The sequence below is a fragment of the Actinoplanes sp. NPDC021490 genome (genome assembly GCF_055562135.1).
This window is the reverse complement of the sequence record NZ_JBVHFW010000016.1, coordinates 232,953-255,543: the sequence shown is the minus strand read 5'-3', so window position 1 is coordinate 255,543 and position 22,591 is coordinate 232,953. Positions and strand designations below refer to the sequence as shown.

Here is a 22,591-nt window from a genome sequence, read left to right as displayed (position 1 = left end):
GCCCGCTGGCGCTGGGTCGCTCGGCCACGCCGGTCAGGAGCGGGCCACGCCGGTCAGGAGCGGGCCACCGCCAGTTCGACGACCTCGGGGACGGGCCGCGTCGAGAGCCAGCACCCGGTGGCGACCAGTGCGAACCCGGCGAGCGTGCTGATTCCGAAGCTCTCGTTGAGCAGCACGACCCCGAGCAGGACCGCGACGACCGGGTTCACGTACGTCACCAGGCCCGCCCGGGTCGAGCCGACCTCGCCGATGAGCTGGTAGAAGGCCAGCAGCGCGAGCGCGGTGCAGAACAGGCCGAGCGCCGCCAGCGAAGCCCAGGCCTCCCCCCGTACGGGATGGGAAGGAAGTGAAAAGGCGGCGAACGGCAGGAGCGCGACCGAGGTGATGCCGGTCGTGGCCCCGACCAGGGACTCGGCCGGCACGTCGGAGAGGCGGCGCTGCACGAGCATGGTGGCGACGGCGTAGCTGAGCGCGGCGATCAGCACCATCCCGGCGCCCAGCAGGCCCAGGCGATCGCCGGAGAGGTCGAGCCCGACGAGCAGCGCCACGCCGCCGAAACCGAGCACCAGACCGGCCACGCGGATCGGGGTGAGGCGTTCCGAGCGGGCCATCAGCAGGGCGATCGCGACCGGTTCGACCGCGATGAGCAGGCCGGTCAGCGAGGAGCTGATGTGCGTCTCGCCGTACGTGATCAGGAGGAACGGGCCGAGGATGTGCACGACCGACAGCACGGTCACCCAGCCCATCCGGCCGCGCAGCCGGGCCAGCGAACCGCGGGCGGCGGCGATCGGCAGCAGCACGAGCGCGGCGATCGCGACGCGGCCGAAGACGACCAGCATCGGCGACAGGTCCTCGATGGCCACCTTGATCAGGAAGTACGGGACGCCCCAGAGCACCGAGACGGCGAGGAAGAGAAGCCAGGCGCGACGATTCACACCAACGACCTTGCCCCCGTACGGTAGTAAGCGGTAGTACTGACTTGCTGAGGTCGTCGTTAGGTGAGCTTATGATCGACGTACGTCGTGTGGCCGTGCTGCGGGAGGTCGCCCGGCTCGGCAGCTTCAACCAGGCCGCCGCTTCCCTGCTGCTGACGCCGTCCGCGGTGTCGCAGCAGATCAGCGCGCTGGAACGCGAGCTGGGCGGCACGGCCGTCGTCCAGCGCAGCACGCGCGGGGTGTCGCTGACCGAAGCGGGCCGGGTGCTGGTCGAGGCGGGCGACGCCATCGCGGCCGAGCTGTCCCGGGCCGAGCGCGAGATCACCCGGCTGGGCACGCCCGACAGCCTCACCGTGGCCACGTTCACCAGCGGCGGCCAGCGTCTGCTGCCACCCGCGCTGACCCGGTTCGCGGCCGAACGTCCCGGGGTCGAGCTGACGGTCCTCGAGAACGAGCCGGCCGACGCCCTGCCCCTGGTGCGCTCGGGCGCGGCCGACCTCGCGCTCGTCTATCACTTCGACGACCTTCCCCCCGTACGCCCGGGGGATCGTTCCGGCCTGACCTGGACGGCCCTGCTCGACGACCCCATGTGGATCGTGCTGCCCGAGGCCCATCCGCTGGCCGGTCGCGAGTCGCTGACGATCGCCGAGCTGGCCGGTCAGCGCTGGGTGCACGGCTGCCTCGAGATCGTCGACATGCTGGACCACTACGCGGCCCTGGCCGGCTACGAGATCCGCACGGCCTGCCGGGGCACGGACTACGTCTTCGCCCAGTCGCTGGTGCGGGCCGGGGTGGGCATCAGCATGATCCCCCAGGTGGCGCTGACCGCGGCCCCGGGCGGTCTGGCCATGGTGCCCCTGTCCCCGCCGTGCCCGTGCCGCTACATCGGCATCGTTACGCCGCAGCACCGCCGCCCCAACCCGCTGACCGAGGCCCTGGTGCAGTCGTTGCGCGAGACCGTCGCCGGCCTTCCCGTCCCCGCCTGACCCGCGGCAAATCCGGATGCGCGCCCCGGACGGGCTGGTTAGCGTCCGGTTGTGGCCCACACCTATCCGCCGCTCAACGTCGAGGTCCGCACCCCACGCCTGACCCTGGCCGGCGCGTCCGACGACCTGCTGGAACGTCTTGTGCCCCTGGTCCGGGCCGGGATAGCCGACGCCGAGCCGTGGCCGTTCGACGACCCGATCGCGTTCTACGCCGACAACCCGGAGCGTGAGTGGCGGTGGCTGCGCGGCATCTGGACCGGCCGCGGCCGGGTCACCCCGGATGCCTGGCGGCTCTACTTCGCCGTGATGGTCGACGGCGAACCGGTCGGCATGCAGGACCTTTCCGGCCGCAACTTCACGCGGTTCGGCACGGTGACCACCTTTTCGTGGCTCGCCCCGGGCCGCCGCGGGCAGGGGCTCGGCCGGGAGATGCGGGCGGCCGTTCTTCACCTGGCCTTCGCCGGGCTGGGCGCTCGCGAGGCGGGCAGCGACGCGTTCGCCGACAACGAGGCGTCCAACCGGATCTCCCGCGGCCTGAGCTACGAGCCGAACAGCACCGACTGGGACACCCGCCGGGGCGAGCCCGCGCGGATCCAGCAGTGGCGGCTGCCCCTCCAGGTGTGGGAGCGGACGCGCCGCGACGACATCGAGCTGACCGGGGTCGAGGAGTGCCGGCCCGTCCTCGGCATCGAGGGATGAGTTGCGGCTCATCTCCTCCGGAGGGGGCTTGGGCGGCCGATCAGTCGCCGGGATCAGTACAGTTCCTGCGACGGATCGGGTTGTGAAGGACGGATCGGATGACGGGCGAAGCGGTAACGACCGCCGGGGTGGATGCCGAGCGGCTGGCGCTGTGTCTTGAGGTGATCGCCGAGGTGGAGGCGCTCCCCACGGAGCACCCGGACGCCGTGGCGGTGCGGCGGGCGACGGCCGCGCTGTTCAAGACGGTGAAGCACAAGCGCCGGCGGGAACGCCGCGATGCGATCCTGGCCAACGACCGGGAGGTCACCGAGGCCACCGCGACCGGGGCGCCGGGCCGCATCGACGACGAGACGGCGGGCATCCCGCTGCGCAGCACTGTCCGGGCCGCCACGGCCGGCGTGCTGCACCAGGCCCGCGGCTGTTACGTCTGCAAGCAGCGGTACACGCAGGTCGACGCCTTCTATCACCAGCTCTGCCCCGCCTGCGCCGCCCTCAACCACGAGCGGCGGGACGCCCGCACCGACCTGGCCGGGCGGCGGGCGCTGCTCACCGGCGGCCGGGCCAAGATCGGGATGTACATCGCGCTGCGGCTGCTGCGCGACGGGGCCGACTTGACGATCACGACGCGGTTCCCGCACGACGCGGTCCGCCGGTTCACGGCCATGCCGGACAGCTCGGACTGGCTGCACCGGCTGCGCGTGGTCGGGCTCGACCTGCGCGACCCGGCCCAGGTGGTGGGCCTGGCCGACTCGGTGGCGGCGCGCGGCCACGTCGACATCATCATCAACAACGCGGCGCAGACCGTCCGGCGTACGCCGGGGTCGTACGCGGCGATCAGCGCCGCCGAGTCCGAGTCCCTGCCCAACGGGCCACTCCCCGAGCTGGAATATTTCGGCACCGCGGGCGCCTCACCGGCCGCCGCCCTCACGACCGGGGCGCCCGTGCTGACGCCCCAGCAGATCACCGAGATGGCGCTGACCGCGCGTTCGGTCGCGATCGACGCCGGCGGGCTGGTCCCCGACACCACGCCGACGAACAGCTGGAGCGACCGGGTGCACGAGGTCGACCCGCTCGAGCTGCTCGAGGTCCAGCTGTGCAACGTGACGGCGCCGTTCGTGCTGGTCAGCCGGCTCCGGTCGGCGATGAAGCTGTCGCCGTCCCCCCGCAAGTACGTGGTCAACGTGTCGGCCATGGAGGGCATCTTCAGCCGCGGTTACAAGGGCGCCGGCCACCCGCACACCAACATGGCCAAGGCGGCGCTCAACATGCTGACCCGCACCAGCGCGGTCGACCTGTTCGCCGACGGCATCCTGATGACCAGCGTCGACACCGGCTGGATCACCGACGAGCGCCCCCATCCGACGAAGATGCGCCTGGCCGAGGAGGGCTTCCACGCGCCGCTCGACCTGGTCGACGGCGCGGCCCGGGTGTACGACCCGATCGTGCGCGGCGAGGCCGGCGAAGATCTGTACGGGGTTTTCCTGAAGGACTACGCGCCGGTCGCCTGGTAGGCCGCACGGCAAAGCGAGCCACGGCCCCCGGCCGTGGCTCGCTTCTCGAAACCGTGCTTCAGTCGTTGTCGCCGCCGCGGTCGCCACGGTCACGGTCGCCACGGTCACGGTCGCCACGGTCACGGTCGCCACGGTCACGGTCGCCACGGTCACGGTCGCCGCGGTCACGGTCGCCACGGTCACGGTCGCCACGGTCACGGTCGCCACGGTCACGGTCGTCGCGGTCGCCACGGTCGCGGTCACGGTCGCGGTCGCCGTGGTGGTCACGGTCGCGGTGGTCGCGGTCGCGGTGATCACGGTCCCGGTCGTTGAACCACGGACGGCCGTGGCCACGGTCGTGCCAGCCCCGGTCCCAGCTGACCTCGAGCGCGAACGTGCGACGCCCGACCCGCTCGCAGTCGAAGTCGTCCCAGCGGTTCCAACGCTCGCCGATGCGGCCGGCGATGACGCACTCGCCGTAGCTGCGGTAGTAGCCGACAACACGGTCACGGCGGTTGTCCTGGGAAACGCTCGACGTCTTCGACGTGCCCGCGTCACTTCCGGTGGCCGCCATGGCCGGACCCGCACCCATCGTGACGCCCGTGACCAGGCCCAGGCCGGTGACGGTAAGCATCCGGGTAATACGGTTCATAATCCACCTTCTCTTGACAAAACGCTATGCCGAGAAAAGGACATCACGCTCACGGAATGTCACAGACACGTTTCGGAGCGTGTACCCCGTTAGGGTCCGAGCATGGGCCGAACGGCCGAGGAGCCGATCATGAGAACGGGTAGGGGCCGCTACTCGTCCGGCAGCGCGAGATAGGCGGGCCGCAGAACCTCCGCGATCGGCCGTCCTCCCTCGGACAGCCGCGGCGGATCAAGCTGGTCAAGAAGCGCGTCCGGCCGGCTGACCGCCCCGGGCCGTCCCCCGAGCGACACAGCCGGCGTCGGCGATCCCCAGAACTCGGCCACTTCACCGAGCCGCTCACCAAGATCACCGCCGGGGTCGGAGGAGTATCCCGACGTTTGGCCGGCCGCGGAGGCAGAGGGCGCGGAGGAGCCGGCCGCGGAAGTGGCGTCTTCTGAGGAGCCGGCCGCGAAGGTGGGCGGCGGCGTTGCGGTGGCCGAGGGCGGGCGTGAAGCGGCGTGGGAGGGCTTGCCGGCTTCGGTGACGGCGAGGGCGCTTCGCAGGTCGCGCAAGTGGGACAGCAGCTCGTCGCGGCCGCGGCCACGCCAGGCGAAGGCGCCGAACGGGTCTTCGCGGAAGCTGCGGGCCAGCGCGTAACACGTGGCGGCCAGGTGGATGCAGGGCATCGGCCAGCGTTCGCACGTGCAGTCCAGGGCCACCTCGTCGAGGGCCAACGGCACCAGGCTCAACCCGGCCGCCGCGAACACCTCGCCTATCCCCGCGGGCATCCGGCCGTCGAGCAGCTGGGCCGTGAAGCGGGCCTCCCGGGCCAGCGAGGCCTCGAGGGCCGCCCACTCGGAGGCCCCGAAGGCCCGCACCGCGATCCGCGAGCGGAAGGCGCGCGAGTCGTCCGGCCCCCGGACCTGGGCCACCACCAGGCTGGACGAGATGGTCAGGCTGCGGACGTGCCCGGCCCGCTCGTCGCGCCGGCCGCGTGAGAAGGTCGGGCCCATCCGCAGCGACTCGAACGTGCCCAGGAAGGCCACCGGCAAGTCAGTCAACGATGGCCTCCGGGGCGAGCGTGAGCAGATCCCGCAGCTCGGTGGTGGACAGGGCGGTCAGCCAGCTCTCGCCGTTGCCGACCACGCGCGCGGCCAGCACGCCCTTGTCGGCCAGCAAGCGGTCGATGCGTTCCTCCAGCGTGCCCAGGCAGACCAGCGTGTGGACGGTGACGTCGCGCTGCTGGCCGATGCGGAAGGCCCGGTCGGTCGCCTGCTCCTCGGTGGCCGGGTTCCACCACCGGTCGACATGCACGACGTGGTTGGCCGCCGTGAGGTTGAGCCCGGTGCCACCGGCCTTGAGCGAGAGCACGAAGACGCCGGGACGATCGTCGTTCTGGAAGCCGCTGACGAGAGCGTCGCGGGCGCCCCGGGTCAGGCCGCCGTGCAGAAAACGTACGGGGGCGCCGAACCGGGCGGCCAGATGCGGGGTCAGCATCGCGCCGAACTTGGCGAACTGGGTGAAGCACAGCACGCTCTCGCCCTGGGCCAGCGCCCCGTCGACGATCTCCTCGAGGCGTTCCAGCTTGCCCGAGCGCCCGGGGAGCGGCGACCCGTCGCCCAGCAGCAGCGCCGGGTGCACGCAGGCCTGTTTGAGCTTGGTCATGCCGGCCAGCACGATGCCCTTGTTCCAGCGGTCGGTGCTCTCGTCCAGCCGGTTGGTCATCTCGTCGAGGATCGCCCGATAGAGGGTGGTCTGCTCGCCGGTGAGCCCGCACAGGTGGCGTACGTGCTGCTTGTCGGGGAGGTCGCTGATGACGACCGGGTCGCTCTTGACCCGCCGCAGCAGGAACGGCCGGGTGGCCTGGCGCAGGCGTGCGGCCGCGTCCTCGTCGGCGTAGCGCTCGATGGGCACGGCGAAGCGGGCCCGGAACGTGTGGGCCGACGCGAGCACTCCGGGATTGAGATAGTCGAGGATCGACCACAGCTCGGCCAGCCGGTTTTCCACCGGGGTGCCGGTCAGCGCGACCCGCATGCGCGACGGGAAGCGGCGGATGGCCCGCGCGGCCTCACCGGCGCTGTTCTTCACGTGCTGGGCCTCGTCGAGCACGACCCGGTCCCACTGCACGGCGGCCAGCTGGTCGGCATCGCGTACGGCGGTGGAATACGTCGTCAGCACGATGTCGGCGTCGGCGTCGACAACCCGGTCGGCGCCGTGCAGCACATGCACCCGCAGCGACGGCGCGAACCGGGCGGCCTCCCGCTGCCAATTCCCGAGCACCGACAGCGGGCAGATCAGCAGGGCCGGCCCCGAGCGCCGATGCAGCAGCAGGGCCAGCAGTTGCACGGTCTTGCCCAGACCCATGTCGTCGGCCAGGCACGCGCCCAGGCCGAGCTGATCGAGGAAGGCCAGCCAGGAGAAACCCCTTCGCTGGTACGCCCGGAGCTCGCCCCGCAGATCGGCCGGCGCGTCGAGCAGCTCGAGGCGGTGTTCGAGCTCGCCCGAGAGCAGGTCGGCCGCCCATCCCGCGCCGCTGGTGGCGGTGACCGGCAGCGGAAGTTCCTCGGGCGGCAGCAGCTTGATCGTGCGCAGCGCGTTGCCCGCGGTCATCGTGCCGCCGCCGCGGGCGAGGAAGCGCAGCCCGGCGTCGAGGCGCTCGGCGTCAAGATAGACCCAGCGGCCCCTCAGCCGCACGAGAGGGACCTTGGCCTTGGCCAGGTCGGCGAGCTCTTCGCTGGTGAGCACGCGCCCGCCCAGGGCCAGCCCCCAGTCGTAGTCGACCAGATGGGCCAGGTCGGCGGTCTGGTCGCGCAGCACGGCGGGGATCGGATCGCGGGGGCGCAGGTTGAGGCCGAGCCCGAGACCGGGTTTGTCACGCCACCAGGCCGGCAGCAGGACGCCGTAGCCGGCCTCTTCCAGCGTGGCCGCGTGGGTGAGGAAGCGGTGCGCCTCCTCGGTGTCGAGCACCATGTCGACCGGGCGGGGCACGTGCAGCGCGGCGTCGAGGTCGGGATAGAGGCGTGCGGCGCGGCCCAGCGCGCCGAGCAGGCGTTCCTGCGGGTGGTGGGTCCAGCGGCGCAGTGGGGCGTAGCTGTCCTGCCAGATGTCGGCCGCGGTGACCAGGGCGCTGGGCTCGTCGACCGCCTGCAGCAGGAACTCGAGCAGCCAGGCGTCGCGGACCGGGATCGCGGCCGGGCCGGGGTCGACCGCGTCGGGCTCGTCGGGTTCGAGGTCGGCCAGGTGGCTGAGGCGGAAGCAGAGCCGGACGGCGGCGCCGGTGACCGCGCTGGTGTGCCACTCGCCGAGGCGCTCGGCCAGTTCGTCGGCCAGCGCGGGGGCGCCCGGGAAGGCCGGTTCGCCGGTGAGCGCGGCCAGCCAGCCGTCGCCCAGTCGCACGCCGGCCTCGGCCAGCCGGGTGCGGACCAGACCGTCGACGAGGCGGTCGAGCGCCGCGGCCAGCGCGTCCTCGGCGGGCAGCCCGGCCACGTCGCCGGGGCGGGCGCGTTCGGCCCGGGCGGCGGCGGGCAGCCGGCGCAGCAGATCGTCGCGGTGGACGACGTCGAAGCCGGTGAGCACAGGCCGCCAGCGCGCGGTCGGGCCGTGCGGGTGCACGGCCGGCAGCACGCGGCCGCGGCGCACCAGGCTCGCGGCGAACTCGCAGAGCTCGATGAGCCACTCGACCGAGCGGCCGAGCCGCCCGTCGAACTCGGCGGCCACCTCGGCGTCAAGGAACGGGACGGTCACGGCCGGCACCGGCCAGGCCCGCAGCTTGGGGGTGCCGCGCCGGGGCGGCAGGCCGAGCTGGGGCGACGGCAGCGGGCCGGCGCTGGTGGACGGCAGCACGAGCGTGGCCGCTCGGGCCTGACCCGCGGGCAGCCGTGCGGCCGGCAGCGCGAACGGATGCCCGGACTCACCCGACGGCCCGCCCTCACCCCACAGGTTGATCGAGCCGTCGCGGCCGACGAAACCGTGCAGCACCCGCACCTCGGCCTGGACGAGGCTGGTCACCGCAGCTCCCAGACGATCGCCGGTGGCCGGACGCGGGCCGACAGCGGGCCGCCGAGCTCGTCGGTCAGCCCGAGCGAGGCGGTGAGCACCGCCTCGCTCTCGTGGGCGCCGCGCAGCAGGGCCGTCGGCACGTCGCCGAACAGGAGCTTGGCCCGCCGGAACATGGCGAAGGCCTCGCCGTCGACATTGCCCCAGCTCAGATAGAGGAACCGGGCGCCCGGACGGCCGTGCACCCAGGGGCCGCCCACGTCGAGCAGCTCGTCGACCTCGCGCGAGGTGATCTCGAATTCCCAGGTGGCCGACTCGGCCCACGCCGGGAACAGCGAGACCACCTCCCGCTGGCGCTGCACCCCCACATGCACGTTGGCCAGGCGCAGCGCATCGGCCTGGGCCCCCGTGCGAGCGGCGGGCAGGTCGCTCGCCTCGATCCGGATCCTCACGCTGAGAACCCTAGCCGCCGGGTCCGACAGATTTAGCGGCTGCGGTCGCGGACCCAGGCGTCGAGCAGGCCGCCGAAGTGGGCGAGGAACTTCTCGTGCTCGTGCACCGGGTACATGGCCCGGACGGTCTCGCGCAGCAGCGAGCGGAACTCGTCGGAGGTGACCCAGTCGTAGACGATCTCGTCGACGTTGCCGAGGTAGCGGTCGCAGAAGTCGGCGTACCGGTCGGCCTCGAAGTAGTCGTCGGCGAGCTTGCGATAACCGGCCAGCTTTTCCTCGTACGAGAGGGAAGTGTCGTCACCGATGGCGAAATAGGCCGACGTGTCGGTGTCGAGGCGCGGCTTGCGGCCGGTCACCACGCAGAACACCGACCAGCGCAGCAGCGCCGCCATGGCCCACGGGAAGTAGTAGTGCAGCGAGGTCAGCGCGACGTCGGGGCAGGCGTTGGCGTAGTCGATGGGGTACACGTCGGTGCCGCGCACCAGCGACTCGCACGAGTTGAACTCCCAGCGGAAGAACGCGTTGACCAGCCGCGAGATGGTGACCACCTCGTCGCCCTGCGCGGCGCCGAGGAAGCCGTGGTCGACCTCGTACCGGGAGTGCATGGGCTGGTCGGGGCGGAACTTCATGACCATCGTCTCGGGGCCGATGGTCAGCGAGCGGGCGAACACGTCGTAGTTCTCGACCGACGCCTGCAGGTGCATGAGCCGTTCGCCCGAGGCGTCGTACGCGGCGTGCAGCTCCTCGGGATCGCGGATCTTGGAAACCCCGACCCAGGCGCCACCGTCGTACGGCTTCATGAACATCGGATAGCCGACCTGCGCCGCCGTCGCGTCGAGGTCGAACGCCTGGTTGTAGCGGGCCGCCGTGTACGCGTACCGGCTGTTGTCCAGGGGGTTCTTGTACGGCACGAGGACCGTCTCGGGCACCTTGAGACCGAGCCGGATCATCGCGCAGTAGGCCGCGTGCTTCTCCATCGACTGGAACGTGAACGGGCTGTTCAGCAGGTACACGTCGTCCATCAGCGCGATCTTCTTGAGCCACTCGCGAGGGTGGTAGTACCAGTAGGCCAGCCGGTCGATGACCAGCTCGTGGCGGGGCTTGTCGCGCAGGTTGAACGGCTCGATGGTGACGCGCTCGGAGAGGATCCGATGGGTCTTGCCGTCCGGCCCGTTGATCACCCCGAGGCGGCGCAGCAGTGCCTCGAAGGCCCGCGGCCAGTCGTCTTCAGTTCCCAGTAGAAGTCCGATGGTGTGCTCGACGTCCGCCACGGGTGCCTCCCCATCTCACGGCCAGATTCGTCTTAGCAGGGATGTCAGGTGCGGTTCCAGGGCGTCGCGCCACGCCGGCCAGTCGTGACCGCCCTCGATCTGCGCGAAGGTGACCGGATAACCCTGCCCGCGCAGCGCCTCGGCCATGCTCCGGTTGTTCGCGAGATTTTCTTCGAGCCTGCCGCAGGTGAGCGTGGCCGGCACGGCGGGGCCGCTCGCCGAGCGCAGCACGCGTCCGGTCCAGCGCACGATCGGCAGATAGCGCGCGAACCCCGATTCCTGCCGGTCGAACCGAGGCTGGAAGAAGCTGCCGGACTGCAGGAACAGCCCGGCGAACGGCTCGGGGTGGCGACGCTGGCAGTGCAGCAGGGAGAGCGCGCCGAGGCTGGCGCCGATCGCGGCCACCGGGCGGCCACCCGAAAGGCGATCGGTCAGCCGGGGCAGGATCTCCAGGCCAAGACCGCGCGCGTACGCCGGGAGGGCCGCGTACCACTCGTTGCGGTCACCGGCCGGGAGCAGCACGACGTGGCAGGGCTCGATGCGGCCCGCGGTGATCGAGGCAGCGGCGTACCGCCCGAGGTCGGCGTGCTTGTCGTAGTCGGGCCCGTCGTGGGCGACCAGCACGCGGTCGGTGGCTTCGGCCGGCGACCAGACCCGGATGCTCAGCTCGGCCCGCAGCGCCTTGACGGGCAGGTCGATCGTCGACCACGACCCGGCCGCGGCGGGAAGCGTCCACCAATCGGGATCACGCCTCCGCTCCATGAACGCACACTAGCCGCAGCGTCGTGCGCCCGCGCGTCATCTGCGGAGCGGGATTCAGGGCGTGTAGGTCTGGCTCGGCGAGGACGACGGGGGCAGCCCGAACATGGCGGTCAGGCCGGTCACCCGGAGCTGCCGGTGGACGAACTCGCTCGGGTTGCGCAGCACGAACCGGGTGCCGGTCTCGCGGGCCGCGTTGTAACCCGTGACCAGGGTGCCGATGCCCTGGGAATCCATGAACGTCACATACATGAGGTCGACGATCAGGCTCAGCGGGCGCTCGCGCTGAAGCGTGCCCAGCACGGTCTCGCGCAGCGCGCCCACGGTCGCGGCGTCGAGGGAGCCGCGCACGTCGACGACGATCGCGCCGTCCGCCTGGCGTCGCGTCGTCATCACCGCCTCGCCCACCGCCGAACCTCCGTCACCTGGGGCTTGTCAGGCCACCGTACCTCTGGTCTCTATGTCCTCGCAGGCTGCCGCATGTTTCCGGCGCCACAGCGGACACCGGGTGCGCGGCTGCCCCCGATCACCGACACGACCTGCCCAATCTCGCTCTCCGGTTGCGGAGTGACGATCAGTATGCCCAAAGTCACATAGGCGAGAGCCGATGACGGGAGGGGGAAGGCATGGCCAGAGCAACGGGACGGCCGGGCATCTTCGCGGTGCGCGACGTCCGGTCCCTCATCACCGAGACGGCCGAGGAGGGCCACGGTCTCAAGAAAGCAGTCGGTGCCACGCAACTGACCGCGATGGGTGTCGGCGCGATCATCGGCACCGGCATCTTCGTGGTGATCGGCGAGGGGGCCGGCATCGCCGGGCCCGCGGTCATCCTGTCCTTCATCCTGGCCGCGGTGGCCTGCGCGTTCTCGGCGCTGTCCTACGCGGAGCTGGCGTCGTCGATCCCGGTGGCCGGCAGCGCGTACACCTACACGTACGCCACCCTGGGCGAACTGGTCGCCTGGATCATCGGGTGGGACCTGATCCTGGAGTACGGCGTCTCGGTCGCGGCCATCGCCGTGGGCTGGGGCGGCAACCTCAACGCGTTCCTCGACGCCGCCTTCGGGGTGGCCCTGCCGGATGCGATCGCCAAGTCGCCCGAGGACGGCGGCATCTTCAACCTGCCGGCCGTCTTCGTCGTCCTGGCGATCACGTTCCTGCTCATCCGGGGTGTCACCGAGAGCGCGCGCGTCAACCTGGTGATGGTCGCCGTCAAGCTGATCGTGCTGGTGTTCTTCATCGTCGTGGCGTTCGCCAACTTCGGCACCGGCAACTTCCAGCCGTTCGCGCCCGAGGGAGTGGACGGGGTGACCGCGGCCGCGGCGGTGATCTTCTTTGCCTATATCGGCTTCGACGCGGTCTCGACCGGCAGCGAGGAGGCCAAGCAGCCCGCCCGCGACCTGCCGCTGGCCATCATCGGCTCGCTGATCATCTGCACGATCTTCTACGTGCTGACCGCGGTCGGCGCGGTCGGCATCGCCTCGCCCGAGCAGCTCGAGAGCAGCGACGCGCCGCTGGCCGCCGCGCTCGACCAGGGCGCCGGGATCAGCTGGGCGGCCGCGATTCTCGCGCTCGGCGCGGTCGTGGCCATCACCAGCGTGGTTCTGGTCATCATGTACGGCCAGACCCGCATCTTCTTCGCGATGTGCCGCGACGGCCTGCTCCCCCAGCGACTGGCCAAGGTCAACCAACGGTACGGCACCCCGGCCCGGCTGACCCTCATCCTCGGCGGGCTGATCTCGATCCTGGCCGCGCTGGTGCCGCTCAGCGAGATCGTCAAGCTGGTCAACATCGGCACGCTGTTCGCGTTCGTGCTGGTCAACATCGGCGTGCTGGTGCTGCGGCGCACCCGCCCCGAGATGCCGCGGCCCTATCGGGTGCCCTGGTCGCCGGTGCTGCCGGTGCTGGGCATCGCCTTCGCCCTCTATCTGATGACCGACCTGCCCTGGGACACCTGGGTCCGGTTCGTGGTCTGGCTGGTGATCGGCGTGCTGATCTACTGGCTGTACGGCTACAAGAACTCCCGCCTGCGCCGCGAGGAGACCGCCACCCCGGGCTGGGCCCGCGAGTCCGATCCCCGTACGCCCGAGGACGGTGATCCGTCATGACCGGGCCGGTGATCGCCGGGGTGGACGGCAGCTCGTCGGCGGCCGACGCGCTGGCCCTGGGGCACTGGTTCGCCGAGGCCCTCGGGGCCTCGCTCGAGGTCGCCGTCGTGCACCCGGCGCCGGCCGCCCTGGGCTCGGGCCGGGTCGACGCCGAGTGGGTCGCCGACCGGCACCGCGCCGCCCAGCGGGTGCTCGACGACGCCCGCAAGACGCTCGAGGGCGTACGGGAGGAAGTGGCCTTCTCCATGGTGGCCTCGTCGTCGGCCGCACACGGGCTGCACGACCTGGCCGAGGAGAGGCAGGCGTCGATGCTGGTCATCGGCTCGGGACGGCATGCCACCCGGGAGCGGCTGATGGCCGGCAGCACCGCCGAGCGGCTGCTGGCCGGCAGCGTCTGCCCGATCGCCATCGCCCCGGCGTCGATGCCCGCCCCGCCCTCCGAGCAGCGCCGGATCGGCGTGGCCTACGTGGACACGCCGGACGGCCGGACCGCGCTGGCCGCCGCGGCCGAGACCGCCCGCCGCACCGGGGACACGCTCAAGCTCTACACCGTGGTCGCCGAGGGGGACGCCTCGCTGCCGTTCCTGATCGGCGACGATGTCGAGCGCGCGTTCCTCGAGACGGCCCGGGAGACGTACGAGCAGTCGCTGCGCACGGCGGCCGCCTCGGTGCCCGGAGTCACGGCCGAATGGCAGGTGGTGGCCGGTGACGTGGTCGACACGCTGGCCGACCTGACCGACGTGGACGTGCTCTATTGCGGCTCGCGCGGCTACGGCCCGGCACGCCGGGTGCTGCTCGGCGGTGTCTCGACCCGGCTGATCCGCCGGGCCTGCCGGCCCTTGGTGGTCGTGCCCCGCAGCGGCTGACCGCTAGTCGGCGCGGTGGCGCCCGCCTCCGGCCTGCACGGCCATGGAGGTGGGCTCCTCCGCGGCGCGCTTGTCCCACGGCGAGATCGCCGGGTGCGCGTTCTCGGCCTGCAGGTCCTGGATGGGCACATAGACCCGGGCGTCCACGGCCTCGGCCAGCAGCAGCGCGGCCACCATGGCCGTCGGGCGCTCGGCCGGGTCACGGTTGAGGCAGCGCGACACCAGATCCTCGACCTCGGGCGGCAGGCCGTCGAGCTCGGGCAGCGGGTCGGGATCCCGATAGCGCTGGGCGTAGACCAGCTCGGTCGGCGACTCGGCCCGCCACGGCAGATGCCCGCTGATGCACTGGTGCAGGAGCGTGCCGAGGGCGAACATGTCGCTGGCCGGGGTGGCCGCGGCGCCCTCGAACAGTTCGGGGGCGACGTAGGCCGGGGTGCCCATCACCGGCACGCCGGGATCCGGCTCCGGGGTGTCGGCCGAGGCCGCGATGCCGAAGTCGAGCACCTTGGCGCCGGACGGGGTGAGCATGACGTTCGCGGGCTTGATGTCGCGGTGCACGATCAGCTCGGCGTGCGCGGCGGCCAGCGCGGCCGCGACCTCGGCACAGATCCGCACCCCGATCCGCCAGTCGATCGGGCCCGCGGCCAGATGGGCGCTCAGCGTCTGCCCCTCGACCAGTTCCATCACGATGTACGGCACGTCACGGGAGGCCGGTCCCGACGGCGAGGTGCCGAAGTCGTGCACGCCGGCCACGTTCGGGTGCGCCAGTTTGGCGGCCGAACGGGCCTCGGTGCGTACGAGATCGACACTCGCCGCGTCGCCCATCGTGCCCTCCATCGAGGGGCCCATTATCTTGACGGCCACCGGACGGTCGAGCACCCGGTCGTGGCCGAGCCACACCTCGGACATGCCGCCGACGCCGATGCGCCGCACGAGCTGGTAACGCCCACCCAGCATCCGCATGTACCGACCTCCCGATCAAATCTTCGGATGGCGGTACCCTCCGATCCCCAGGCAGAAACGCTGTACTCACTTACTGTATGGAGATACAGTCCCGTCGTGACGCGCTACGGACCCATGTACGGCCCCGATTACACCTTCCTCGGAGTGCCCGCCTGCGACTGGCAGGACCCGGAGACGTACGCGGATGCCGACGTCGTGATCCTCGGCGCGCCCTTCGACGGCGGCACCTCCCACCGGCCCGGCGCCCGCTTCGGGCCGCAGGTCATCCGGGGCACCGACTATCTGCCGCACGACGGCTCGCGCCCGCACATGGCGATGCGGGTCGATGCGCTCAGCGGCGATCTGACCGTACGGGACGCCGGGGATCTCGAGGTGTTCAGCGGTGAGATCCAGCGCAGCTGCGACAACATCGAGGACGCGGTCGCGTACGTGAGTTCGCACGGCGCGATCCCGGTCGTGCTCGGCGGCGACCACACCATCACGTGGCCCGACGTGGCCGGCGTGGCCCGTCAGCACGGCGCCGGGCGGATCTCGGTCATCCACTTCGACGCCCACGCCGACACCGGGGACATCGAGTTCGGGTCGCTCTACGGCCACGGCCAGCCCATGCGCCGCCTGATCGAGTCGGGCGCCGTACGGGGGGACCGCTTTCTGCAGTTGGGTTTGCGCGGATACTGGCCCGGTCCGGAAACCCTCGACTGGATGGCCGACCAGGGCATGCACTCGTTCCACATGAGCGAGATCGTCGGCCGCGGCCTCGACGCCGTGCTCGACCAGGCCTTCGAGATCGCGCTCGACGACTGCGACGGCGTCTTCCTCTCGGTCGACATCGACGTCTGCGACCCCGGGCACGCCCCCGGCACCGGCACCCCCGAACCCGGCGGCCTGACCGCGCGGCAGCTGCTCGACAGCGTCTCGCGGGTCTGCCACGAACTACCCGTAGTAGGCATGGATCTCGTCGAGGTGGCACCCCCGTTCGACCACGCCGACATCACCGCGATGCTGGGCAACCGGGTCGTGCTGGAGGCCCTGTCGGGCATGGCGCGCCGCCGAAAAGACGCAGGTGGTCCCCCATGGAACCGGGCCACGCCGCTGCTCGAGGGCCGCGGCACGCAGCCCCCTCTGAGCGCCCGCGAGACCCCGCCGTCGCTGCCGCCGCGCGATCGTCAGCGCTCGCTGCCGCCCGCGGATTCGTAACAGACAGTCGCGGTTGCGCACTTGTTCCGGCCTGACCAGCCACGCAGCATGCCTTGCATGTCCCCCGACACGGCACTCTCCCCGTACCAGCAGATCGCGGCCGAGCTGCGACATCAGATCTTCACCGGCGGCCTGAGCGTCGGCGCGAAACTCCCCTCCGAGCACACGCTCGCCGGCGAGCATCGGGTCGCCCGCACCACGGTCCAGTCGGCGCTGCGCGTGCTGCGCACCGAAGGCCTGATCTCGTCACGCAAGGGCGCCGGCAACTTCGTCACCAGCCTGGCCGTGATCGACGCGTACCGCTGCCCCGCCCGCATCGAGCTCGACCACCAGCAGGTCGGCTGGCTGAGCCGGCTCCCCCGGCCGGCGCACGGGCTCGACCGGATCCTGCACTGCGAGCTCGAGCATCCCCACGAGGGCGCGCACGCCGGCCTGGGCCAGCACGCGGCCGGCACGGGCTGGTGGGTGCAGTGGACGCTGTCCGCCTCCGAGATCAACGCGATCCCGCAGTGCGCGGCCGTGCGGGCCCCCTCGGAGCAGGACGACAACCATTGCCTGCTCTTCCGCGATCACCCCGGGCGGCATTTGTACGGCAGTGACTACTCCTGAACCGGCTTGGTGTATCTCCGGCAGGGCACCCGCACCTCGGCGGCCGAGTAGTCGAAGGCGCCCTCGTCGGCCCAGCCCGACCGCTCGTAGAACCGCCGGGCCCGCGTGTTGCCCGGCACCACGGCCAGCCACGCCACCCGATGCCCGGCCGCCGCGACCTGCCGTTCCGCCTCGGCCAGAAGCGCACGGGCCACGCCGCCGCCGCGGAACGCCGCGTCCACGTAGACCTGCTCCACCTCGTCGGCGACCACCATCACGAAACCGGCCACCGCGTCGCCTTCGACCGCCACGGTCGTGTCACCTGTTCGCTGCGCGGCCCGCGTGCGAAACGTCTCGGGGGTGCGGAGGGCTACCAGGGCTTCCGGGACGTGGCCGAGATGACCGTCCCGCCACCCGGCCGACCAGATGCGGGCGACGGCCTCCGCGTCGTCGTCCCGGGCCCGGCGAAGCTTCACCGCGTGCCCCCGGTCAGGCGGGCCAGGGCGTCGATCAGCAGGCGTCCGGCCGCGGCGCGGTCCATTGCCGGGTCGCCGAGCACCACCGGCAGCGCGAGCCCGTCGACGAGCGCCAGCGCCTGGCGAGCCACGTCGAGAGGATCCAGGTCCTTTCCCCGTACGAGAACCTCGATCTCGGCGGCGAGGAGCTCGCGCCATCGCGTGTAGCCGGCGAGCACCTCGGCCCGGAGCCCCTCGTCACGCAGGGCCCACCGCCAGGACTCGACCCAGACCCGCCACGACGTGTCGCCGTCCACGGCGCCGCTGAGATAGGAGGCGATCACCACAAGCCGGCGCCAGGGGTCGGTCAGGCCGTCCAACTGCCCCGCCACCGCCTCGAAGTCGCCGCGCGCCGAGTGCCGGAACACCGCGAGCAGCATGTCCTCCCGGCTGCCGAAGAAATACTGCAGCGTGGACACCCCGACCCCGGTGGCCGCGCTCACATCGGAGAACCGGGTCGCGTCGGCGCCGCGCTGGGCCACCACGGCACAGGCCGCGGCCAGGACGTCTTCCCGCTTGCGCCGCCCGTCCGCCACGGCGCATGTCTACCACGCGGCTGGGCCCGCGCCCGACTCCACCGACCACATCAGCCAGTCACGGCGGCACACTCTCCGTGTTCGCCGACCACCCACTGTGATCAGACACGCGCCCGTCCCGGCCGCCTATTTTCTTGACGACGCAACAGAACGGCGAGAATTAACCGCACATTAAGTGGTTCTTCGTCCGTGCCGGATTTCGGGCAGTCGGAGATCTGACCCATTGTTGCCGGAAGATTACGTTGAGAATGCGGCCTGAATTGGCGCCGGGCCTTGGATGCGCTGCCGGTCGCCGGGCCTGCCCTATTTGGGTCGCGAGGAGCATACAGGCCCGGTTCGCCTCCGCAAGGCCCCGCCCGCCCGCTTGTCGCGTGGGAGCGTGACCATGGCGTCGCTGGGCTGAACAGGGCGTATCTGCTGCCATCTCATCGGCCGTCCGGTGCCGCGCTGTCACCCGATCCGACCCAGCTTCACCGCGCGGCCGACCTCACGACTCCCCCACCGCCCAACGCCGCGACTACGGGCGATCACCGGCGCGCCCTGCCCGAGCGGCTCAGCCTGGGGCAGCTCCCGGCCGCAACCTGGTGCCGTTCGGCGAAGTCGGCACGGTCGGGGCTGTGGATAACTCCACGAGGGCTCGCAGGCATGACAGGGTGTTTGTGGACAAGGTGCCGGGCGTGGCTTGACATCGCCTACGGTGGCGGGGGCCCCCGGGAGGGTGGGCCTCTGGGCTGGGAGCGATCTTGGGGGCGATCCTCGGGTGGAGGTGCGGACATGCAGCTTGACCTGCGGGAACTCGTGGAGCGGACCGGTCGGCTGATCTCGATTCCGTCCACGTCGGATCGGCCGGGCGAGCTGGCCCGGGCCCTCGAGTTCGTGCTGGCCGAGGTCGGCCCGGGGTTCGCCGTGCGGCGGTTCGAGTCGAACGGCAAGCCCAGCGCGCTGGTGAGCCTGGCGGGGGCGGACGACTTCCGGGTCATTCTCAACGCCCATCTGGACGTCGTCCCGGCCGCTCCGGAGCAGTTCGTGCCGCAGGTCGAGGGCGACCGCCTGTACGGCCGCGGCGCGCAAGACATGAAGGCCGCCGCGCTGGTCATGGCGGCCGTGTTCCGTGAGCTGGCGCCGGAGCTCGACATTCCGATCGCGCTGCAGCTGGTCACCGATGAGGAGGTGGGCGGCGCCGACGGCACGGCCCATCAGATCGCGCAGGGGGTCCGGGGCGGGTTCGTCGTCATCGGGGAGCAGAGCCGGCTCCGGATCGTCAACGAGTCGCGCGGGCTGGCTCATGTCCGGCTCACCGCGAAGGGGCGCGCGGCCCACGCGGCGTACCCGTGGCTCGGCGACAATGCCCTGGTCAAGGTGACGGAGGGGGTCGCCCGGCTGCTGCGGCGCTATCCGGTGCCGCAGGAGGAGGTGTGGCGGCCGACGGTGAACGTGGCCCGCATCGACACGCCGAACTCGGCCGTCAACCAGGTGCCGGACGAGGCGAGCGCGTGGCTCGACATCCGGTTCCCGGCCGAGGACGGGGACTGGTCGAGCGCGGGGTTGATCGCGGCTCGGCTGAGCGAGATCACCGGTGTGACGGCGACGGTCGAGGCGCTGGGGCACCCGCATCACGCCGATCCGGGGAGTGCCGAGGTGAAGCTGTTGCGGCAGGCCGCGCGCGACGCCGGGTTCCCGGGCACGCTGCTGGCCAAGCACGGCGCCGCTGACGGGCGGCACTACACGGCGGTGGGCGTGGACGCGGTGATCTTCGGGCCGGGTGGTGACGGCCAGCACGGGGCGAGCGAATATGTCGATCTGACGACGCTCACCCCGTACGGGAACGCGTTGGGATCTTTTCTGCGGAGCCTCAGTCCTCGTTGGCGAGCAGAAGCCAGCGCACGCGGCGGACCAGCTCGGCCGGGTTGAACGGCTTGACCAGGTAGTCGTCGGCGCCGACGGTCATGCCGAGGTCGATGTCGACCTGCCGGGAGTGGCCGCTCAACATCAGCACCGGGATCTGGGCGGTGTCGACCGACGAGTGCAGTTCGTAGCAGACGCTGAGCCCGTCGAGGCCGGGCATCGACACGTCGAGGATCACCATGTCGGGCTGCTCGGTGACCACCTGGCGCAGGGCGGAGGCGCCGTCGTCGGCGGTGATCACCCGGTAGCCGGCCGCCACGAGCTTGCTGGTGACCAGGTCACGCACGTCCTCGTCGTCGTCGGCGACCAGGATGGTCGGCTCGGCCAGGTCGGTGACCCAGTCCGCGACGGGAGCGGGGTAGCCGCTCACTGGCGCGATGAACGCCGGCACCATGGAAATCGCTGCTCCGACCATGTGATCTCTCCCCTTGACCCCTCGGTTCGTCTTGTCGAACGAGGGCACCATCGGCGGCGGGCGGGGAGGCTGCAGCAAAACGCCGGGTGCACGACGGGAGCAGGCCGGGAAAGAAAATGGCGGAGCCTCTCCTTGTGGGAGGGACCCCGCCACCGACGGTGCGGCCGTTTACCGCGCGCACCTTTCGTCGGTTCTCAAGCTAGAGGAACGCCGTCGATCCCCGGCCACCAGCCCCGGGAATCGTGATGGCGCTAACATCGCCCACTACCTGCGGTAACACGTCAGATCAGTTCCGTGCGCAGGTCGTGTGCGCCGTCGGCCCGGGTCGCCTCGTAGTAGACGCGCCGGCGGCCGTCGGGCAGCTCGATCAGGCTCAGGTAGCGCAGGCCGTTGGGGGCGTGCGGGCTGCCCAGCGGCTCCCCCGGTTCGGCGGTGAGCGGCCCGAAGCTGCCGTCGGCCGAGCGCTTGCCGCGGGCGACGCCGGTGCGCTCCTCCCAGTTCTCGCCGGCCGTCGCGCGGCCGTCGTAGGCAACGGTGATCTCGTCGCCTTCCACCTGCACCGATGACACCCGTACGCCCCGGGCGTCCCATTCGCCGGGCCGGGGCGCGAGGGCGGTGCCCCGCCACGTCCAGTGCACGCCGTCGGGGCTGGTCGCGTACTCGGTGGTCATCCGGTCGGCGTCGTCCCAGCTCTCCAGCGGGTGCACCGAGGCCCACAGATGCCACCCGTACGCGTCGTGGTGCAGCACCGGATCCTTGACGCCGACTGTCTCGTCGCCGGACAGCACGACCCGCGGGGTGGCCGTGGCCAGGCCCTCCGGGGTGGCCGCCTCGAGCAGCTCGACCCGCCAGTGCTTGGTGCCGGGGGTGGCCGCGCTGACGTAGAGCCGCCAGCGGCCGTCGCCCGTACGCACCAGGGCGGGCCGTTCAAGCGACTCGGCGCCGAACTGTTCCTTGGTCACCTCGGCGATCGTCTCGAACGTCACGCCGTCGGACGAGCGCGCCACCACGTTGGCGATGCCACGGCCCTCGCCGATCGGGAGCCGCAGCCGGTACGCCAGGTAGACGTGCCCGTCCGCGACGATCGAGCTGGGCGCACCCGACCACGCCCCCGGTTCGTCACCGGGCGGCTCGACCACGACGGTGGAGTCGTCCCAGCGCGGCAGCGGCAGGGTGAAGGTTCCGGTGGTCAAGGCGGCTCCTCGTCGAGTCGGCAGATCAGGGTGCGAAGAGTATCGGCACAAGTGTGCATTATCTATCGGCAAAGTGGGGATTAGGCGCGCGCGGCGTGTCGGTCCACCGAGAGCCAGTCGTCGTACGACTCCCCCGTCACCTCGGTCAGCAGGGCGATGTCGTCGGCGAACGAGGGCAGCAGCGCGGCCCGCTCGGCCGGCGTCGTGACCGGCCGGTTCCCGTGCTTGCGGTGCAGCAGGGTCAGCAACGGACCGCGAGCGGCCAGTCGCAGTGGCACCGGGAAGCGATGCCCGAAGGTGCCCCCGCCGCGCAGGAGGAAGCGCAGAACCTGGTTCACGCCGTTGTCCTCGACGACATGCCGGTTCACGTTCTCGCGCGGCACGGCGGTCAGCACCCCGGTTTTCACCCCGAGGAATTCACAGACGCGGTCGAGGGTGGCGGCCGGCTCGTCCTTGAGCTGCTTGTAGCGCAGCAGCAGCACCTGCTCGCGCGGGAAGTGCTCGTACAGGCGGCGCACCTGCTCGCCGTAGCGGCCCAGGCCCAGGTAGTGCCAGAACGCGGCCCACCCGGCGGCGACGCGCTCGGGCTCGGCCCGGCACGCGGTGAGGAAGTCGGCCTCCGGCTCGAGGCCGGCGTTCCACAGGTGGGTCCAGTTCGAGTGGGCGCGGTCGACCGGGTCGCGCAGCAGCAGGATCAGCCGGGCCGACGGGATCAGCGCCTTGATCCGCTCGTGCGAGGCGAGATCGTGCAGATAGAACGGGGTGGCCTCCCCGAGCAGGGCGCCCTCCCGGGCCGGATCGAACAGCGCCTCGTAGTCGGATTGCCGCCAGACGTGTTCCTGATAGGTCTGCACATCGCCGGGCCCGCCGTGCGCGGGCGGCGGCCCGTCGGAGAGAAAGAATTTGGGCTCCTTGACCGCGGGCAGGAAGAGCCCGGGATGACCGACGAGCGCCGCGTGCAGCGCGGTCGTGCCCGCCTTCGGCACGCCGGCGATCAGGAAATCGGGTAGTGCCATGGGAGTCCCTCCTGTCGTGCGGAGACATCGCGACCTGCGAGTTCTCGCTCGAAGTGAGACTTAGCCTACAGAT

The 22,591-nt window shown here is 71.5% G+C and carries 22 protein-coding genes; 8 read left to right on the top strand and 14 right to left on the bottom strand.

Annotated elements, in window-relative coordinates; all coding sequences use genetic code 11:
• Window positions 1-53: 53 nt before the first annotated feature.
• On the bottom strand, window positions 54-935 hold the full coding sequence (locus tag ACZ3I4_RS34960; RefSeq protein ID WP_465386362.1) for a DMT family transporter: 882 nt from the start codon (window positions 933-935) through the stop codon (window positions 54-56).
• A gap of 71 nt (window positions 936-1,006) precedes the next feature.
• Here ACZ3I4_RS34960 and ACZ3I4_RS34955 point away from each other — a divergent pair, with 71 nt between their 5' ends.
• The 3 genes from ACZ3I4_RS34955 to ACZ3I4_RS34945 all read left to right on the top strand — a co-directional run bounded on the left by ACZ3I4_RS34955 (window position 1,007) and on the right by ACZ3I4_RS34945 (window position 4,131).
• Window positions 1,007-1,921, top strand: coding sequence for a LysR family transcriptional regulator (locus ACZ3I4_RS34955; RefSeq protein WP_465386361.1), 915 nt, complete (start codon window positions 1,007-1,009; stop codon window positions 1,919-1,921).
• A gap of 51 nt (window positions 1,922-1,972) precedes the next feature.
• On the top strand, window positions 1,973-2,620 hold the full coding sequence (locus ACZ3I4_RS34950; protein WP_465386360.1) for a GNAT family N-acetyltransferase: 648 nt from the start codon (window positions 1,973-1,975) through the stop codon (window positions 2,618-2,620).
• Between the two features lie 98 nt (window positions 2,621-2,718).
• Window positions 2,719-4,131, top strand: a complete 1,413-nt coding sequence (locus ACZ3I4_RS34945) for an SDR family NAD(P)-dependent oxidoreductase (protein ID WP_465386359.1) — start codon at window positions 2,719-2,721, stop codon at window positions 4,129-4,131.
• A gap of 58 nt (window positions 4,132-4,189) precedes the next feature.
• On the opposite strand, the gene ACZ3I4_RS34940 is transcribed toward ACZ3I4_RS34945, so the two are convergent.
• The 7 genes from ACZ3I4_RS34940 to ACZ3I4_RS34910 form a co-directional block, all read right to left on the bottom strand.
• On the bottom strand, window positions 4,190-4,762 hold the full coding sequence (locus ACZ3I4_RS34940) for a hypothetical protein (protein WP_465386358.1): 573 nt from the start codon (window positions 4,760-4,762) through the stop codon (window positions 4,190-4,192).
• Between the two features lie 149 nt (window positions 4,763-4,911).
• On the bottom strand, window positions 4,912-5,802 hold the full coding sequence (locus tag ACZ3I4_RS34935) for an SWIM zinc finger family protein (RefSeq protein WP_465386357.1): 891 nt from the start codon (window positions 5,800-5,802) through the stop codon (window positions 4,912-4,914).
• Complete coding sequence (locus ACZ3I4_RS34930) at window positions 5,795-8,749, bottom strand: DEAD/DEAH box helicase (protein WP_465386356.1); 2,955 nt, start codon at window positions 8,747-8,749, stop codon at window positions 5,795-5,797. The genes ACZ3I4_RS34935 and ACZ3I4_RS34930 overlap by 8 nt, the downstream gene beginning before the upstream one ends.
• Window positions 8,746-9,189, bottom strand: a complete 444-nt coding sequence (locus ACZ3I4_RS34925) for a DUF5990 family protein (protein ID WP_465386355.1) — start codon at window positions 9,187-9,189, stop codon at window positions 8,746-8,748. The genes ACZ3I4_RS34930 and ACZ3I4_RS34925 overlap by 4 nt, the downstream gene beginning before the upstream one ends.
• A 32-nt stretch (window positions 9,190-9,221) precedes the next feature.
• Complete coding sequence (locus ACZ3I4_RS34920) at window positions 9,222-10,460, bottom strand: ATP-grasp domain-containing protein (RefSeq protein ID WP_465386354.1); 1,239 nt, start codon at window positions 10,458-10,460, stop codon at window positions 9,222-9,224.
• 15 nt (window positions 10,461-10,475) lie between these two features.
• Window positions 10,476-11,222: an alpha/beta hydrolase gene (locus ACZ3I4_RS34915; protein ID WP_465386353.1), complete on the bottom strand. Its 747-nt coding sequence runs from the start codon at window positions 11,220-11,222 to the stop codon at window positions 10,476-10,478.
• A gap of 54 nt (window positions 11,223-11,276) precedes the next feature.
• Entirely contained in the window at window positions 11,277-11,612 is a 336-nt protein-coding gene (locus tag ACZ3I4_RS34910) for an STAS domain-containing protein (protein WP_465386352.1), read from the bottom strand.
• 233 nt (window positions 11,613-11,845) lie between these two features.
• Here ACZ3I4_RS34910 and ACZ3I4_RS34905 point away from each other — a divergent pair, with 233 nt between their 5' ends.
• Both ACZ3I4_RS34905 and ACZ3I4_RS34900 read left to right on the top strand, forming a co-directional pair.
• Entirely contained in the window at window positions 11,846-13,324 is a 1,479-nt protein-coding gene (locus tag ACZ3I4_RS34905) for an amino acid permease (protein WP_465386351.1), read from the top strand.
• Window positions 13,321-14,190 (top strand): universal stress protein, encoded by an 870-nt coding sequence (locus ACZ3I4_RS34900; protein ID WP_465386350.1) that lies wholly within the window; start codon window positions 13,321-13,323, stop codon window positions 14,188-14,190. The genes ACZ3I4_RS34905 and ACZ3I4_RS34900 overlap by 4 nt, the downstream gene beginning before the upstream one ends.
• Window positions 14,191-14,193: 3 nt before the next feature.
• Here the strand turns inward: ACZ3I4_RS34900 and ACZ3I4_RS34895 are convergent, their stop codons facing one another.
• The gene (locus ACZ3I4_RS34895) at window positions 14,194-15,153 is read right to left on the bottom strand and encodes a serine/threonine-protein kinase (protein WP_465386349.1); all 960 of its coding nucleotides are present in this window, start codon (window positions 15,151-15,153) and stop codon (window positions 14,194-14,196) included.
• Between the two features lie 96 nt (window positions 15,154-15,249).
• On the opposite strand from ACZ3I4_RS34895, the gene speB reads away from it, so the two are divergent.
• A complete protein-coding gene (gene speB, locus ACZ3I4_RS34890) occupies window positions 15,250-16,350 on the top strand; it encodes an agmatinase (protein WP_465386348.1) in 1,101 nt (366 codons plus the stop codon).
• A 57-nt stretch (window positions 16,351-16,407) separates the two neighbouring features.
• Window positions 16,408-16,959 (top strand): GntR family transcriptional regulator, encoded by a 552-nt coding sequence (locus ACZ3I4_RS34885; protein WP_465386347.1) that lies wholly within the window; start codon window positions 16,408-16,410, stop codon window positions 16,957-16,959.
• Here the strand turns inward: ACZ3I4_RS34885 and ACZ3I4_RS34880 are convergent.
• Together ACZ3I4_RS34880 and ACZ3I4_RS34875 are read right to left on the bottom strand one after the other, a co-directional pair.
• Entirely contained in the window at window positions 16,950-17,414 is a 465-nt protein-coding gene (locus tag ACZ3I4_RS34880; protein WP_465386346.1) for a GNAT family N-acetyltransferase, read from the bottom strand. The genes ACZ3I4_RS34885 and ACZ3I4_RS34880 overlap by 10 nt on opposite strands.
• Window positions 17,411-17,989: a TetR/AcrR family transcriptional regulator gene (locus ACZ3I4_RS34875; RefSeq protein WP_465386345.1), complete on the bottom strand. Its 579-nt coding sequence runs from the start codon at window positions 17,987-17,989 to the stop codon at window positions 17,411-17,413. The genes ACZ3I4_RS34880 and ACZ3I4_RS34875 overlap by 4 nt, the downstream gene beginning before the upstream one ends.
• A gap of 774 nt (window positions 17,990-18,763) precedes the next feature.
• Between ACZ3I4_RS34875 and ACZ3I4_RS34870 the strand changes: the two genes are divergently transcribed.
• Window positions 18,764-19,900, top strand: a complete 1,137-nt coding sequence (locus tag ACZ3I4_RS34870; protein ID WP_465386344.1) for a M20 family metallopeptidase — start codon at window positions 18,764-18,766, stop codon at window positions 19,898-19,900.
• Here the strand turns inward: ACZ3I4_RS34870 and ACZ3I4_RS34865 are convergent.
• From ACZ3I4_RS34865 to ACZ3I4_RS34855, 3 genes are all read right to left on the bottom strand, one after another.
• Window positions 19,842-20,309, bottom strand: coding sequence for a response regulator transcription factor (locus ACZ3I4_RS34865; protein WP_465386343.1), 468 nt, complete (start codon window positions 20,307-20,309; stop codon window positions 19,842-19,844). The two genes, ACZ3I4_RS34870 and ACZ3I4_RS34865, sit on opposite strands and share 59 nt — an antisense overlap.
• A 281-nt stretch (window positions 20,310-20,590) precedes the next feature.
• Window positions 20,591-21,502: a glycoside hydrolase family protein gene (locus tag ACZ3I4_RS34860; protein ID WP_465386342.1), complete on the bottom strand. Its 912-nt coding sequence runs from the start codon at window positions 21,500-21,502 to the stop codon at window positions 20,591-20,593.
• A gap of 80 nt (window positions 21,503-21,582) precedes the next feature.
• A complete protein-coding gene (locus ACZ3I4_RS34855) occupies window positions 21,583-22,518 on the bottom strand; it encodes a sulfotransferase family protein (protein ID WP_465386341.1) in 936 nt (311 codons plus the stop codon).
• Between the last annotated feature and the right edge of the window lie 73 nt (window positions 22,519-22,591).

Coding starts and splice junctions, on each gene's coding strand:
- ACZ3I4_RS34955 (WP_465386361.1), top strand. CDS start 1,007: ATGATCGACGTACGTCGTGTGGCCGTGCTGCGGGAGGTCGCCCGGCTC.
- ACZ3I4_RS34945 (WP_465386359.1), top strand. CDS start 2,719: ATGACGGGCGAAGCGGTAACGACCGCCGGGGTGGATGCCGAGCGGCTG.
- ACZ3I4_RS34940 (WP_465386358.1), bottom strand. CDS start 4,762: ATGAACCGTATTACCCGGATGCTTACCGTCACCGGCCTGGGCCTGGTC.
- ACZ3I4_RS34915 (WP_465386353.1), bottom strand. CDS start 11,222: ATGGAGCGGAGGCGTGATCCCGATTGGTGGACGCTTCCCGCCGCGGCC.
- ACZ3I4_RS34910 (WP_465386352.1), bottom strand. CDS start 11,612: ATGACGACGCGACGCCAGGCGGACGGCGCGATCGTCGTCGACGTGCGC.
- ACZ3I4_RS34905 (WP_465386351.1), top strand. CDS start 11,846: ATGGCCAGAGCAACGGGACGGCCGGGCATCTTCGCGGTGCGCGACGTC.
- ACZ3I4_RS34900 (WP_465386350.1), top strand. CDS start 13,321: ATGACCGGGCCGGTGATCGCCGGGGTGGACGGCAGCTCGTCGGCGGCC.
- ACZ3I4_RS34895 (WP_465386349.1), bottom strand. CDS start 15,153: ATGCGGATGCTGGGTGGGCGTTACCAGCTCGTGCGGCGCATCGGCGTC.
- ACZ3I4_RS34885 (WP_465386347.1), top strand. CDS start 16,408: ATGTCCCCCGACACGGCACTCTCCCCGTACCAGCAGATCGCGGCCGAG.
- ACZ3I4_RS34870 (WP_465386344.1), top strand. CDS start 18,764: ATGCAGCTTGACCTGCGGGAACTCGTGGAGCGGACCGGTCGGCTGATC.
- ACZ3I4_RS34865 (WP_465386343.1), bottom strand. CDS start 20,309: ATGGTCGGAGCAGCGATTTCCATGGTGCCGGCGTTCATCGCGCCAGTG.
- ACZ3I4_RS34855 (WP_465386341.1), bottom strand. CDS start 22,518: ATGGCACTACCCGATTTCCTGATCGCCGGCGTGCCGAAGGCGGGCACG.